The organism is Dyadobacter sp. 22481, assembly GCF_052044875.1.
Classification (GTDB): Bacteria; Bacteroidota; Bacteroidia; order Cytophagales; family Spirosomataceae; genus Dyadobacter; species Dyadobacter endophyticus.
On sequence record NZ_JBQENV010000001.1, the window covers coordinates 295,142 to 310,422 of the forward strand.

The window sequence follows — 15,281 nt, forward strand, 5'->3', positions numbered from 1 at the left end:
AACAAGGTAATCTCTATTAACCTATTCTTCTACTTTGAATACCCTTGTTCTGCAACATTTTCTGGAATCGGAATGGATTGAAGGCTGTCGACGCGGAGACGCGCGTTGCCAGGAAAAGGTGTTCAGGCATTTTTATGGGTTTGTGATGGGTATATGTCTGAGGTATTCCAATTCCGATCAGCAAGCCCAGGAAATTCTGAACGACAGTTTCCTGAAAGTCTTTGAAAATATCCTGATCACCCGGGAAATCTTAGTTTTCAGGGCCTGGCTGCGAAGAATCGTCGTGAATACCGCGCTTGACCACTACCGCAAAGAGCGGCGACGAATGGAAAGGATCACCACCGATTATGCCGAAGAGGATATGACGATCGCGGAGGATGTGATCGACAAACTTTCGGCTGAGGAGATTATCAAATTGTTGCAGGAGCTTCCGGAGAGCCAAAGATTGGTGTTTAACCTGTACGAAATCGAAGGATATAACCACCAGGAGATAGGAGAGATGCTTGGGTTTCCCGCAGCCACCAGCAGGACCTATTTGACGCGGGCAAAGCAACGGATAAAGTCGTTGATGTTACAACGAAAATTTGGAAGCCGATATGGGGAATGACGAAGGGTTTCGGAAAATAAGGGACAAATTGGCCGGGTTCGAAAGCGACCCCAGAGATGATTCCTGGCAGCTATTTGAAAAACACCGGCGCAGGAAGGATAGGAACCGAAAACTTGCCGGTGCCGCAGGCATCGGCATGTTGGTCCTATTCATTTTGAGCGTTTTGATTGGTTTCCGGGTCTTTTTAGAAAATGGAAAAAGGGCTGTTCAACAATCGAATAGCGTTAAGGGTGCCATTCAAAAGCATCGTGCGCAGGTTGAGAAGGGTAAGACCGATAGAAGCATCGATCTGCAATCCCGGGGAGTCGGTTATCAAAGAAATGCCCACGAAAAGGCAGTTTCGGGAAAAACACCTGCAACATTTCGGGTTAAAACAGGTACCGGATTAGCGGGCACCGCCTCCACAATTCCTCATTTAATGCCGTCGCACAACAATTCTCCATTCGTTATTTCCGGGTCGGAAGCCAATTTGCCCCGGAATCCGGGAGCGTTGCTCAGCAGAGGACCTTCATTATATGCCGTAAAATTGGGGCTACCGTCCATCCGGCTTAGCGAAATGAATGCGACCAGGGATACCGGAAATATCGGTCGTGGCTTTCACCTAAGCCTGGGGCCGGCCATGAGGGCAAACTATACCAGACCTTCCGAAAACAGACTTACATTAGGACCCGCCGTTTTTGCTACATTTCCTATTGCATCCAAACTGTCGCTGCGCGGCGGGCTCGCCCTACTGCGCGAACACGCGTACGTGAGCAACCCGGATCCGGAATTTAAGAAAGATGCGGTCAGATGGCTCACCACGGGCGATTACCGCTGGTGGGACCTGGATATTCCGGTAGATATCCAGGTAGCGCTTCATAACAGCCCAAAATTTAGCTTATCCGGTCTTTTCGGGGTGTCGTCGTCCTTAAATTGGGGTGAGCATTTCAAAGAATTGTATCGGAAAGATAAAATCGTTACGAATACGCTGGCGCTTTCCAACGGAGAAGTCAGGGAAGTTCAAGAACTGGTTTCAAAGCAAGAAAAGCCGTTGACCGGTGGGAACAGCGGGGTTGTTTTTGCTCCGGCGTCGTATTTAAGTGCCTCAATCCTGCTAGAAAAGAAGGTAACGACACGGAGCTCCCTGTTAATCGAACCGCAGCTTCGTTATCCCATTGGCGGTGTCACGAGCCGTAATCTGAGGTTCACATCCATAGGCCTTCAGATCAGAATACTGTATAAGTAAGAAAACGAGCCCGATGAATACAATTCACCATTTGAACAAGGATTTAGCGCCACCCCAATCCGGGGGCCACGTGCTCTAAAATAGAAGACAATACGTGTACGTTGTAGTCAACTCCCAGCGTATTAGGTATTGTCAAAAGGAGCGTATCCGCTTCCTGGATAGCCTCGTCCTGTGCCAGTTCCTTTATCAGCTGATCCGGTTCTGCGGCGTAACTTCTACCGAAAATCGCGCGTTTGTTCTGTTCGATCATGCCAATTTTATCGCTCCGATTGGATTCCTGTCCAAATAAATAGCGATCCTGATCGGATACCAATGCGAAAATAGACCGACTCACGGAAACCCTCGGTTCACGCTGGTGCCCCGCTTTTTTCCACGCCTCTTTGTACAATCTGATCTGCTCGGCTTGCTGCACATGAAAAGGCTTACCGCTTTCATCAAATTTCAAGGTTGAACTTTGAAGATACATTCCGTTTTCGGCCGCCCAAACAGCAGTGGCGTTGGAGCCTGCTCCCCACCAGATACGTTCCCGCAATCCTTCCGAGTAAGGTTCCAAACGCAGCAGGCCCGGCGGGTTCGGAAACATCGGGTATGGATTTGGTTGCGCAAATCCTACACCATTGAGCTTATCCAGGAATTCCAATGCCTTGCGGCGTCCCATATCTGCATCGGTTTCACCCTCAGCCGGTTCATACCCGAAATAGCGCCAACCGTCAATTACCTGTTCCGGCGATCCTCTGCTGATTCCCAATTGCAGTCGGCCCTCCGAAATCAAATCCGCGGCGCCGGCATCTTCTATCATGTAAAGCGGATTTTCGTACCGCATGTCAATGACACCCGTTCCAATCTCTATTTTACGCGTTTTGGCGCCGATAGCCGAAAGCAAAGGAAAGGGCGATGCCAACTGCGCTGCAAAATGATGAACCCGAAAGTAAGCGCCGTCCAAACCGATCTCTTCGGCAGCGACAGCCAGGTCGATAGATTGAAGCAACGTGTCGCTTGCTGTCCGGGCCCGGTAAGCCGGATGGTTTGACCAATGTCCGAACGATAAAAATCCGATTTTCTTCATAATGCATCTTTCAGGCCGTTTTCCGGGCCGGTTTAACAAGAGACAGATTATTCAGCTTTAAAAGTTCCTGATTTGGGATAAGTCGGGGAGCAATGGGCTTCGTGAGCGGAGATTTCTTCGATTAATCAGCTCTTTCGGCATACCACCACGTTGATGGAATACTGAAAGTAATAATTGTATATATTACAATTATTGTGAAAATAATTACAATATTTGTGGTGTTAGTCTTAATTAGTAGCTCCTGCATGCCGATTTGTCGCTGTGTTTAACAGGCCCGGCAATGCCAGTTCGCTAAGTAGTCGTGGCCAGCATTGAGCAAAATGGATAAACTGATCGAAATCCAGCAGGTAAATATCACAGACACCGTGGCCTGGGCTCTTTTTAAGAGTGGGGATGATCAATCCTTGAATATACTTCTGTCGCGCTATTTTCGTCCCCTGCTTCACTATGGAAGCAAATTCAGCAAAGATCGTTCGCTGGTGGAGGACGTTATTCAGGACCTTTTCCTGGATTTTCTTGAAAGAAGAACCCATCTTGGCAACCCTGTTTCAATTAAAAATTACCTTTTCAAATGCCTGAGGAATAACCTCATCAGGGCTATGAACGACAACATGGTTAACATCGAAATGCCCGAAAAGGAGGATCTTTTTGCGGATTTCGAAAACATCGAAAAATTTCTTGTCAGCCTCGACGAGTCAACAGAGCTTACTTCAAAAATCACCCGCTTCTTTTCTTTCCTTACCAAACGACAAAAGGAGGTCCTTTTTCTTCGTTACTACGAAAATCTGGACAATGATGAAATTGCCGAAATGATGGGCATCAGCAAACAGTCCGTTTCGAACCTGCTGTTGAAAAGCATCAATGTTTTGAGGGAAAATTGGATATTTGCACCTTTTCTTTTTCTTCACAAGTTATTGTTAATCAATTGGTTTTAGTAGACTAGTCGAAATTTTTCAAAAAACTTTTTGTGAAATAGGGTATAAATGATGCGATTCTTTCTAATCGTATCAGGAAATCAACAATACTTCAATTTCATGAATGAGTATGAAAATTTCAAGACGATAGACTTTGTGAATGATCCGGGATTTCGCGACTGGATCTTTCACAGGAAGCAGGAGTCTGGTCTATTTTGGAATGCATTGTCCGACAAGCACCCTCATCTCCGGGGGGAGATGGAAGTAGCCAGGTTGTTTTTGCTCAACATCGCCGACGGGCAACCAGCGGTGACCGACGATTATATTGAGCAATTCGCGAACAAAATTTTATCAAAACACCAGAAACGCCATGACAGGCAGGTGGTGAAACCGTTCTGGCAGAGATACTCCGTAAGTACATTCTCTGTGGCCGCTTCTGTTTTGCTGATACTGGGCTTTGCCTGGTTCTATTCCGCAGGAAGCAAATTCGCATTCGTTTCAGATCCGGAAACATCACAGGTTCCCGGGCAGGGCGAGCTGATTAAAGAACACAATAACTCCGACGTGGCCAAAATAATCAGCCTGGCCGACGGTAGTAAAGTTACCCTTCATCCCCACAGTTCGCTCACCTATCCCGCGGCATTCGACAAAAGTATCCGCGTTGTACGACTGGATGGGCAGGCATTTTTTGATGTCGCAAGGAACCCTGACCAACCTTTTCTGGTGCATTTCAATAAGCTGGTGGTGAAAGTCCTTGGTACGAGTTTTACGATCCGGTCCTTCGATAGTGAAGAAAAGGTACTCGTAACGGTGAAAACGGGGAAAGTGTCGGTGTTTGACAATGAGGAGTTAACCAAAACTAAGGAGGAGCCCAATCCTTCGCTCAATGGGATCGTGCTGACGGCCAATCAGGAGATTTATTACAAAAAAGACGAAAAGCAATTTCAGAAAAGCCTGATCGCCAATCCAGTCATTGTGGACCGTACGGTAAGGGAAGAGGACTTTGTTTTTGAAGAAACGCCGCTGATTGAAGTTTTCAGAAAGTTTGAAAAAGCTTACGGCATTCCAATCATCGTGGACGAAAACCAGGTGCAAAACTGTACCCTGACGGCTTCCATGGCCGACGAACCGCTGATAGAAAAATTAAACCTGATGTGCAAGGCCATTCATGCGAGTTACGAAATGATCGACGGACAGATCGTGATGAATGTAAGAAGTTGCAGGAAGTAAACCAACCATCTCAACCCAGAATCTCAGCTATATGAAAACATAAGCTCTACCCAATAAAAAAGACCAGCAGTGTTTGCGGCACTGCGGGTCTTCCATAATCCTCCCCCTTTTTCTACTTACGTATAAGGCTTTCTTGCAAAAAGCCCGGGGGATCGCTTTGTCCAAAATTTTCCCAAAAATTGACACAAAACAAATCAAATGTATGAAAGTTAACCCAGTCCTCCAACGCTTACTACTGCTTTCTATGAAGGTGACGTTGATACAATTCTGCACCATTGCATTGTTTGCGACCATTGTGGTTGCCCGGCCCGGACATGCACAGGAAATCCTTGAACAGCGGGTTACATTGAAGATTGAAAACCAGGATATTAAGACCGCTTTATTGAAAATAGAAGCTATCGCACATGTAAAGTTCATGTACAGCCCGGAGCTGATCCGGTCGAGGCGAAAGGTAACGCTGGAAGTCAAAAACGAAAGGCTCGCCCAGGTACTTGCCCGGTTTTTCAAACCCCTGGAGATATCATTCCAGGTCAACAAAAAGCATATAATTTTAAGCGATAACGAATTTGAAAACTCGGGCGCTGTCGAAGAACCCGCGGAGATCCCGAAACCGGAGGACTTGACGCAGTTTATGGTCAGCGGAAAAGTTACCGATGAAAAGGGGGACGGATTGCCGGGCGTAAATGTCGTCTTGAAAGGAACACAAACCGGGACGGCAACAGACGTTAATGGGAAGTATAGCCTGAATATCCCGGACGAAAAGGGCACGCTTGTTTATAGTTTTCTTGGCTACGTGACCCAGGAGAAAGCAATAGGCAACCAGAGCGTGGTGGACATCAAATTGGTGGTGGACGACAAGGCGCTGGAGGAAGTGGTAGTGGTAGGTTATGGAAGCCAGCGGAAGGCGGATGTTACCAGTGCCGTGGTGCGCGTAACCCCCGAAAATTTCATCAAAGGTCCAACCCTCGATGCAGGGCAGCTTTTGCAGGGAAAAGTAGCCGGGCTTACCATTTCGGCACCGAGCGGCGACCCTACGCAAGGCTCGCAGATCCTGCTTCGCGGAAACACGACGCTACTCGGTGCCAATTCCAACCCACTGGTTCTGATCGATGGCGTGCCGGGAGATCTTAAGACGATTGCCCCCGAAGATATCGAGGCCATTGATGTGTTGAAAGATGGTTCCGCTGCGGCCATTTACGGCACACGCGGTACCAACGGGGTGATTATCGTGACCACCAAAAGAGCCAGCGGGGACTACAACAGTGCAGTTGAATACAATACTTCGTTCAGTACCCAGACGATCGCCAGGAAGCTGGACCTGCTTACCGCTGCCGATTACCGGGGGCATATTTCGCAGGGTATCAGGGATAAATCCTGGGACCTGGGCGGGAATACCGACTGGATGAAAGAGGTGACGAAAAAGACGCTCAGTCAGATACACAACCTGACGTTCCGCGGTGGCAACCACAAAACCAATTACCTGGTCAACCTCAATTACCGCTTTCTGGATGGGATTTTTATTAAGTCGGAAAACACCACTTTCAATGGGCGCGCTGACGTAAACCATACCATGTTCAATGATAAACTGAACATCAATATCGGGTTTCTTAACTCCTACAATACTTATCCGACGACCGGCGACGGCGTGAGCTTCAATGGTTATGCATACCGCCAGGCGCTGATACAAAATCCAACTGCCCCTACCAAAAACCCGGATGGAACATGGTTTCAGCAAACCGGTATCTTTAATTACGACAACCCCCTGGCACGTCTGTATGAAAGCGATGGGAAAAACGATTCGCAAAACAGCCGCATCACCGGTAACCTGACTTATAATCCAATCAGCGGCCTGAAACTATCGGCTTTGCTCTCCTACAACCGCTACAATCAAACCCGCGGTTATTCCGAGACGAAGAACCACATTTCCACCTTGCGCGACGGCCGCAATGGCTATGCTTCTAACGGGTCCACTTCGTCTGTGGACAAATTGATGGAATTGACCGCGCAGTTTTCCAAAAACTTTGGGCAGCACAAGGCATCTGTTTTGGGCGGTTACAGCTATCAGGACAACTCGAACCGGAATTTTTGGATGCAAAACTGGGATTTCCCGACCGACAAATTCACTTACAACAACATAGGTATAGGAAACGCCATCAAAACGGGCCTTGCGCCGATGGGCAGTGGAAAAGCGGAAACCAATCTGATCGGCTTTTTCGCACGGGCTACCTATAACTATGATGACCGCTACCTGCTACTCGCCAGCGTAAGGCATGAAGGAGCTAGCCAACTCGTAGGCAGTAAGCATCCCTGGGGGACATTTCCGGCCGTTTCGCTCGGGTGGCGCATTAGCAATGAGGCTTTTATGAAAGGCCAACATCTGTTTGACGATCTGAAACTTCGTGCGGGCTATGGTGTAACGGGTACCCAGCCCAGCAACCTGTTTCTGGGGGTAGCGATCCTGAACTATCAAAAATATTTTTACTCGAACGGGAAGTGGATACAAACCCTGGTACCAGCGCAGAACCCCAATCCGGACCTTCGGTGGGAAGAAAAGCACGAGTCCAATATCGGTCTTGACTTCTCGATCCTGAAAGCAAGGATCAGCGGTAGCATAGACTATTATAACAGGCGGATTAATGGATTGCTATACGATTTTCAGGTACCCAGCCCGCCGAACCTGTATACTTCCACCCGCGCGAATGTGGGGGTGATGGAGAACAAGGGGCTTGAAGTGCTTGTCAATTTTGTTCCGGTTCAGACGAAAGACCTGGTGTGGAATTCGAGCGTCAATTATTCCACCAATACCAATAAGCTTGTGAGTCTTTCGAACGAAATTTATAAGTCCACAAATGACTATTTCGTAACGGGAGCAACCGGCGATCCGGTGCAGACCTTTACCCATATTGTGAGAATCGGTGATAAGGTCGGTGACTTCTACGGGTTCAAGGTGGTCGATATTTCGGAAGACGGGAAATGGATTTACGAGGGAAGGGATGGAAAACCGCAGGCTTATGCGGACTATCAGCATGCATTTGAAGATAAGCGGGTGCTCGGAAACGGCCTTCCCAAGTTCTACCTGAACTGGAACAACAACATCCGTTACAAGAAGTTTGATCTGGGGGTGACCATGCGGGGCGCATTCAAATATCAGATCCTGAACTTCCAGCGCATGTTCTTCGAAAGCACCGGATTGCAGCAGTACAACAATATCAAGTCCGCTTACGACAAAATATTCGACAAGGCCGTGCTAAGCCCCAGTATGCCGCAGGAATTTAACAGCTATTATGTAGAAAACGGCGATTTCTGGAAAATCGACAACATTACGCTGGGCTACGATATCAATGGGTTCAAGAATAAGTTCATCAAGTCCATCCGTATTTACGGATCTACATTGAACACTTTCACTTTTACAAAGTACAAGGGCATCGACCCGGAAGTGGACCGGCTGGGGCTCTCACCAGGGAATGACAACCGTGACAAGTACCCAACCACGCGCACATTCACCCTGGGGCTAAACCTTGTTTTGTAAAATTCTTAAACTATCTCCGATCATGAAGAACATACAGTTAATCATAAAAAGTAAGATTGCACTACTTCTTTTGCTTTGGGCTACCGCCTGCACCGAATTAAAGGACGAGAGTTTTGACAGGATCATTGCAAGCCAGTTCACGCCTGCGTCGGGAGACGTGGCCTCACTCGTTGGCGCAGCGTATACCAACTGGCGTGACGTGTTGCAACAATGGAACGGGCTCTTCAGGACACAGGAGGTTTCCGGCGACCAACTCGTGATGCCCGCGCGGCCCAACGGCTGGGTGGATGGTGGTGTTTATCGCCGGATACACGACCATAAATGGACAGCCGATGACGACATTGCCGTCAACAACTGGAACCGGTCCTATGCGGGGATTGCCAATTGCAACCGCATCATTTATCAGATCGAATCGGGCAGCATCCCATTCACCGACGGGAAAGAAGCGGTTATTGCCGAACTGAAAGTACTGCGGGCTTCGTACTACTACGTGCTTTGCGACATCTTCGGCAATGTACCCATCATTACCCAGTTTGATGTACCCGCCGGCTTTTTACCGGAGCAAAGTACCCGTAAGCAGGTCTTTGAGTTTATCGTAAAGGATATTACCGATAACCTGCCGCTTCTTTCCGACAAGAATGACCCTACTACTTACGGACGGTTCAACAAATGGGCAGCACATACTTTGCTTGCCAAGATGTACCTGAATGCAGAGGTATTTACAGGTACCGCAGCCTGGGATAAGTGTATTGAACATTGCAATGCGGTTATCAATTCCGGTGCGGGTTATGCACTGGAAGCTACCCAAAAAGAGGTTTTTAAAACAAACAATGAATCATCGAAGGAGATTATTTTTGCGATCCCCTTTGACATTAAATATGTGACGGACTGGAATGGTTTTTCAATACACATGGAAACACTTCAACCGGCCAACCAGGCTACGTATAATCTGCTGAATACACCTTGGGGAGGAATTTGTGCTATCCCGCAGTTTATCAATTCATTCGACAAAAACGATGAAAGGTTGACAAGTAACTGGATCCAGGGGCCTCAGTTTTCTGCCGGCGGAACACCGCTTAACTGCACATTGGGCGCTTTTGCAGGCAAGCCTCTGAGTTATATCAACGAACTGCCGGGTGTCGATCAGTCCGAAGAGATTCACGGTTTCAGGCTTGGGAAGTTCGAAATTGAAAAAGGTACCACCGTCAATCTGAGTAACGACTGGCCACTTTTGCGTTATGCCGATGTGCTTATGATGAAAGCGGAATCGCTTCTCAGAAGTGGTAAAGCCGATGAAGCCGCTACGCTTGTCACAACCGTCAGACAACGCAATTTCAAAGCCAACCCTACCAAAGCTACTGTCACCGGCGCCGATCTGATGAAGGGTAGCGCATACGATTACGGGCTCCGCAACACCACCACATCGACGCAGGAAGGTGGGGCAGACATTAAGTACGGACGCTTTTTGGATGAATTGGGCTGGGAGTTTGCACAGGAAGGCCGCCGCCGCCAGGATTTGATCCGGTTCGGAGTTTTCACTACCAAGTCGTGGCTTTCCCATAAGCCAAACGGAGCTTACCGGAGTTTGCTGCCGATCCCGCGTCCGGAACTTAATAAAAACTCAAATCTGAAACAGAACGACGGCTATTAAAGCGAAGGTCGAATAGCGCTGTTTTTCCAAATCCCGGCGCCCCGCTTATGTGATTTTTACATAGCCGGGGCGCTTTTTGTTACTTGTGCCCGATTTCTTCTGCCAATCCAATAAGAATCCCTTCGGTTCCGCGCATATAGCAGAGCCGATACGAGTTCTCATACTGAACCACTTCTCCAACCAGCTGAGCGCCGTGTGCAGAGAGCCGGGCTACCGTGTCGTCAATGTTTTCAACCGTGAACATGGCCCGTAGATACCCTAATGCATTCACAGGGGCAGTCCGGTGGTCCGATTTAACTGGTGGGGTAAGAAATCTGGAAAGTTCGAGCCGGCTGTGACCATCCGGCGTAACCATCATAGCAACCTCTACGTGCTGAGAGCCCAGTCCGGTTACACGGCCAGCCCACTCGCCTTCAATGGTGGCTCGTCCCTCAAGACTCAGTCCGAGTTCTGTGAAAAACGAAACGGCGTCGTCAAGGGATTCTACGACGATGCCGATATTGTCCATTCTTACTAAATTATTTTTTGCCATAGTTTTATTTGTTAGTCAGTTGAAATTATGTTTTCTGTTTTAACTTCTCTTGATGAAGCCGTTCTACTTGTCGGGAAAAAGGGAAGTCACTCGTTTGATATACCCAAACAAAATTCATTAAAGGAAATTCGAAAAGAATATACAAGTCAATTGGGTTGCAGCAGTACCGGACACAGGTTGTCCGAAATCGTACATTTTAAGCGATTAGGAAGCCTCTCCTTAATCAAAATGCAGGTTCAACTTCGTGGTATGATAATTGACTCAATAGGGCAGGGGGAAGCCTTTTTAGATTGAACAAAGCATCACGATCCATCAATATGCTACAGAACTATTTCAAAATTGCCTGGCGTAACTTACGCAAAAACCAAGCTTATGCATTCATTAATATATCAGGTCTGGCACTTGGTATGGGTTGTGCCCTGCTGATTTTCGCGCTTGTTCGCTTCCACTACCAAACCGACCGTCACCATCGGAACTACGACCGGATTTATCAATTCACTTCCCGGTTTACATCGCCAACCAACGAATTCAACATTCAGGGTATCCCTTACCCGTTCGGTCAGGCAGTTCGCAACGATTACCCCGGGATTGAGCGCATTGCAATGCTGGATGAGTGGTATTCGCCACTGATAGCGGTGCCCGTCGCCAACCAGGCCGATAAGAAAATTAAAGAGAAGAGTCACAACGGCGCGTTTGTTGAACCGGCTTATTTCAGCATCTTCGACTACACCTGGATCGCAGGTGGGCCCGACGACCTCAGCCAGCCAGGTACAGTCGTAATGAGCGCTGAGCTGGCCCGCAAATGCTTCGGTACCACCACCAACGTCATAGGCCGGACGGTCCGGCTCGAGGCGCGCATTCCCGCGCGCGTGGTGGGCGTGTTTGCCGACTACCGCGAGGATACCGATCTGGATTACTCGATCATGGCCTCTTGGGGGTCGCTGAAAGAGCAGTTCAATGGACGTCCCGAAGATGAACCCTTTGACAACACGAACGGCAGCACCCACTGTTTTGCCCTGTTTAACGACCGCTTTACGGTCGCGGATTGGAACCAGCAAATGCTTCCGTTCGTCAAGAAGTATAATCTGAGGAAAATCAAGGAAACATCCTACCCGGCTATACCTTTTAGCAGTATGCACCTGTCGCCCGAGTATGGGGGCGTTAGTCGCGGCTTGTTACTGTCGCTGGTGTTGATCGGCATACTGCTGATCGGTACGGCGAGCATCAATTTTGTGAACCTGGCTACGGCACAGGCGCTCAACCGCGCGCGGGAGGTGGGCGTTCGTAAGGTATTGGGCAGTACAAAAACGCAGCTATTCTGGCAATTCATGGGCGAAACTACGCTCATAGTACTATCTGCCCTTGCCTTGGGGATCGTCCTATCTCAGTATGGGCAAACATTGGCTCATTCGTATCTGAGTGGTCCTTTCCGGTTTACATTTTACTTTTCACCGTCGGTGCTGGCATGGCTGGCCCTTATGGTGGCCGCGGTCATTCTGCTGGCGGGCCTCTACCCGGCGTTGATCGTGGCGGGTTTCCGTCCGGTGGTGGCATTAGCCGGACGTCTCACCACGCAGCAGACAGGTGGCTTTTCCCTCAGGCGGGGACTGGTGGTGGCGCAGTTTGCCATTTCGCAAATGCTGATTATCGGGTTAATCGTAGTGACCAATCAGCTCAGTTACGTTCAGACAAAAGATTTGGGCTTTCGAAAGGATGCTATCCTGACTGTGAGCCTACCAAACCTTCCGGCGCAGGACATCAGCAAAATGAGCGCGTTTCGTAACCTGGCTTCCTCGGTACCCAATGTGAGCAGTTTCAGTTACTCGATGAGTGGGCCCCCTCAGTCAGGCTCCACCAGTCAAACGAACGTCCGTTTCGACACCCGCCCGAATGAAGAGCCTTATACCCCGCAGCAGGCTTGGATTGATGCCGATTATGTGGGTTTGTATGGATTGAAACTGATAACCGGCCGCAACCTCCAACGTTCCGACACTGCCCGCGAAGCACTCATTAACGAAACCTTCATGCGGCAGTTGGGTTTCAGCCGACCGGAGGAGGTGTTGGGCAAAATCCTGCATAAACAGTCGGTATCCCTGGAAATCGTCGGCGTTTTAAAAGATTACAATCAGTCTGATCTCAGGCAGCGGATCAAGCCCATGTTCCTTACCACGATGGCTAGCGGGTACTATTCGGCCAACATCCAGTTGCGTTCGGCTGACTTCGGCCGGGCGTTGAAACAATTGGAAAAGGCCTACAATCAAGTTTATGCCGATAGTTTTTTCGATCCCCAGTTTGTAGATGATCAGATTCAGGAGGCTTATCAGCAGGAGCAGACGATGGGTAAGTTGATCAACTTCTTCACCGGGATAGCCCTGGTTATTGGTTGTATGGGCTTGTATGGGCTTGTCTTGTTCATGGTCAACCAGCGAACTAAGGAGGTTGGCGTCCGTAAAGTACTCGGGGCTAGTGTACGGAGCATTCTTTGGTTGTTTAGCAAAGAGTTTATACAATTAATCGCTATTGCTTTTGTACTGTCTGCGCCTGTCGCTTGGTGGGCGATGGAGAGCTGGCTAAAGAATTTTGAGTACAAGATTTCGCTTAATCCGGCTATTTTCCTGCTGGCACTTTTGGCTACTGTGGTGGTAGCGCTATTGACAGTCAGTTTTCAGAGTGTGAAAGCAGCTCTGACGAACCCGGTAAAGTCATTACGAAGTGAATAACAGCATAACCCTTGCATTGGAAAAAGCCGCGCGATCAGAAATGGCTCACTTCGATGTTTGGCGCACTATTTGGTAGAAAAATTTTGAATAGCGCGCCGTTGCCGGGTTGGCTCTCAGCTCTGACGATTCCCTTGTGGTTATCGACGACCCGTTTGACGGTAGAGAGCCCGATGCCGCTGCCTGCTTGCATACTGGTATGTTGCAGGCGGGTGAAAAGCTGGAAAATATTCTCGGCAAACTGCTGTTCAAATCCCAGACCGTTGTCGCGTACTTCCAGCTGGTGATAGTTTATTCCGTTCTCGGTGCAAGGGGCTGCGGAGATTTCAATGTTCAGCGGAGTTGCGGGGTCCCGGTATTTCAGCGAATTGCTGATCAGATTTTGAAACATTTGGTACAACTGCCTTTTGTAGCCATTTATGACGGGTAGTTCCTTCAATATCAAAGACGCGTTGCTTTCCTGAATCCGAACTTCCAGATCTTCTATTACCTGGCGGACATTCTCATTGAGGTCAACCGGTTCCATTAAAGGCGGCAAAAGACTAAATTGCGAGTACTGCAGCAAGTCGTCGATCAGCTTACCCATCCTTTCAGCTGCGGATATGATCTTGCTGAATGACATTCGGTTTTGCTCGGATAATTTATCCCCGAGTTGCCCTTGGAGGATGTTGGCGAACATTTGTATTTTCCTTACAGGCTCCTTCAAATCGTGTGACGCGGCATGTGCGAAGGCTTCAAGGTTTTGATTCGAGTTTTCAAGCTCTGTGATCTTATTGAGCAGCTCAAATTCGAGGTATTTCAGCTTCGTATAATCTGCGAAATGAAGTATCACTTCGTCTCCCATTTTAATCGCAGTCATTTCATTATACAAATCCAGCCCGTCCTGATCATAATGGATCATCCACGTGTCCGTTTCCCCCGACAGGAAAGTCCGTGCCACATTGGTAAAACTGGTTGTTTTCAGGTAACCCGGGAATATCTCGCTTACTCTGCTGCCGCTGATCGCATCCGGTGTCGTGTTGGCATAGGACGCATAGGCCTGATTCGTCAGTTTGAAACGAAAATCAACGATCTCGCCCCCTTCATAGACGGGCACGAGCACCTGAAGAGGTTGTTTGAATGAGTTAATGATATCCTGAAGGTACGCGTTGGCCTGACTGATCGAGGCGTTGGCTTGTTCCAGCTCCCGCGTACGTTTTAAGACCGTTTCCTTGATCTTCTGCTGGGCTATCACCGTCGGCGTTGTTTCCAGCGAGGTAACCAGCACACCGGCTATGGTACCATTGTCCCCGTATACCGGGCTGTGGCTGAATGTCCAATAGACGTCTTCAAGCCGGCCGTTGCGTTCAATGGGGATCAACTTGTTCTCAAACCACAGCGCGTTTCCTGTTAAATATACCTCATTGATCAGCGCAGCAGTTATTTCCCAGATCTCCGGCCATACCTCGATTGCCGGCTTGCCAATGGCGGGATGCTTCCCCGGTAGACCTAAACTGGGGCGATAGGCGTCGTTGTAAAAGCAAATATTGTCAGGTCCCCAAAACAGGAACATAGGGAACGCCGAATGCAATACAATGCCCAGTGTCGTACGCAGACTAGACGGCCACTGAGAAAGGGGGCCCAGGGAGGAATTGTCCCAGTCATATTGAAGAATCAATTGCCCTGATTCGCCTGTGTTCCTTAAAAAATTGGCTTCTGTGCCAATGCTGTGCTGTTCCAACACAAAAGATCGTTATGTTATCGTCAGATACAAATATCGCTTTCCCGCACTTTAAATATACTGTTTTTAGGTGTACAGGTGACATCCTTT

The 15,281-nt window shown here is 48.6% G+C and carries 10 protein-coding genes; 7 read left to right on the plus strand and 3 right to left on the minus strand.

Translation table 11 applies throughout. The annotated features are described in order from the left end of the window. The first annotated feature begins 34 nt into the window (after window positions 1–34). Together ACTJJJ_RS01145 and ACTJJJ_RS01150 are read left to right on the plus strand one after the other, a co-directional pair. Window positions 35–607: an RNA polymerase sigma factor gene (locus ACTJJJ_RS01145; protein WP_229221875.1), complete on the plus strand. Its 573-nt coding sequence runs from the start codon at window positions 35–37 to the stop codon at window positions 605–607. Beyond that, window positions 597–1,832: a hypothetical protein gene (locus ACTJJJ_RS01150; RefSeq protein WP_440701179.1), complete on the plus strand. Its 1,236-nt coding sequence runs from the start codon at window positions 597–599 to the stop codon at window positions 1,830–1,832. The genes ACTJJJ_RS01145 and ACTJJJ_RS01150 overlap by 11 nt, the downstream gene beginning before the upstream one ends. Before the next feature lie 43 nt (window positions 1,833–1,875). On the opposite strand, the gene ACTJJJ_RS01155 is transcribed toward ACTJJJ_RS01150, so the two are convergent. Further along, window positions 1,876–2,898 (minus strand): LLM class flavin-dependent oxidoreductase, encoded by a 1,023-nt coding sequence (locus ACTJJJ_RS01155; protein ID WP_188931556.1) that lies wholly within the window; start codon window positions 2,896–2,898, stop codon window positions 1,876–1,878. 320 nt (window positions 2,899–3,218) lie between these two features. Between ACTJJJ_RS01155 and ACTJJJ_RS01160 the strand changes: the two genes are divergently transcribed. The 4 genes from ACTJJJ_RS01160 to ACTJJJ_RS01175 all read left to right on the plus strand — a co-directional run bounded on the left by ACTJJJ_RS01160 (window position 3,219) and on the right by ACTJJJ_RS01175 (window position 10,222). Continuing rightward, complete coding sequence (locus tag ACTJJJ_RS01160; RefSeq protein WP_188931553.1) at window positions 3,219–3,833, plus strand: RNA polymerase sigma factor; 615 nt, start codon at window positions 3,219–3,221, stop codon at window positions 3,831–3,833. 99 nt (window positions 3,834–3,932) lie between these two features. Then, window positions 3,933–5,042 (plus strand): FecR family protein, encoded by a 1,110-nt coding sequence (locus ACTJJJ_RS01165; protein WP_440701180.1) that lies wholly within the window; start codon window positions 3,933–3,935, stop codon window positions 5,040–5,042. Window positions 5,043–5,244: 202 nt separating this feature from the next. Then, complete coding sequence (locus ACTJJJ_RS01170; RefSeq protein ID WP_440701181.1) at window positions 5,245–8,571, plus strand: TonB-dependent receptor; 3,327 nt, start codon at window positions 5,245–5,247, stop codon at window positions 8,569–8,571. Between the two features lie 22 nt (window positions 8,572–8,593). Beyond that, window positions 8,594–10,222: a RagB/SusD family nutrient uptake outer membrane protein gene (locus ACTJJJ_RS01175; RefSeq protein ID WP_440701182.1), complete on the plus strand. Its 1,629-nt coding sequence runs from the start codon at window positions 8,594–8,596 to the stop codon at window positions 10,220–10,222. Between the two features lie 79 nt (window positions 10,223–10,301). Here ACTJJJ_RS01175 and ACTJJJ_RS01180 read toward each other — a convergent pair whose 3' ends face one another. Further along, on the minus strand, window positions 10,302–10,754 hold the full coding sequence (locus ACTJJJ_RS01180; RefSeq protein WP_440701183.1) for a VOC family protein: 453 nt from the start codon (window positions 10,752–10,754) through the stop codon (window positions 10,302–10,304). A gap of 317 nt (window positions 10,755–11,071) precedes the next feature. Here ACTJJJ_RS01180 and ACTJJJ_RS01185 point away from each other — a divergent pair, with 317 nt between their 5' ends. Further along, on the plus strand, window positions 11,072–13,474 hold the full coding sequence (locus ACTJJJ_RS01185; protein WP_440701184.1) for an FtsX-like permease family protein: 2,403 nt from the start codon (window positions 11,072–11,074) through the stop codon (window positions 13,472–13,474). Between the two features lie 34 nt (window positions 13,475–13,508). Here ACTJJJ_RS01185 and ACTJJJ_RS01190 read toward each other — a convergent pair whose 3' ends face one another. Then, window positions 13,509–15,194, minus strand: coding sequence for a sensor histidine kinase (locus ACTJJJ_RS01190; RefSeq protein WP_440701185.1), 1,686 nt, complete (start codon window positions 15,192–15,194; stop codon window positions 13,509–13,511). Window positions 15,195–15,281: the final 87 nt, after the last annotated feature.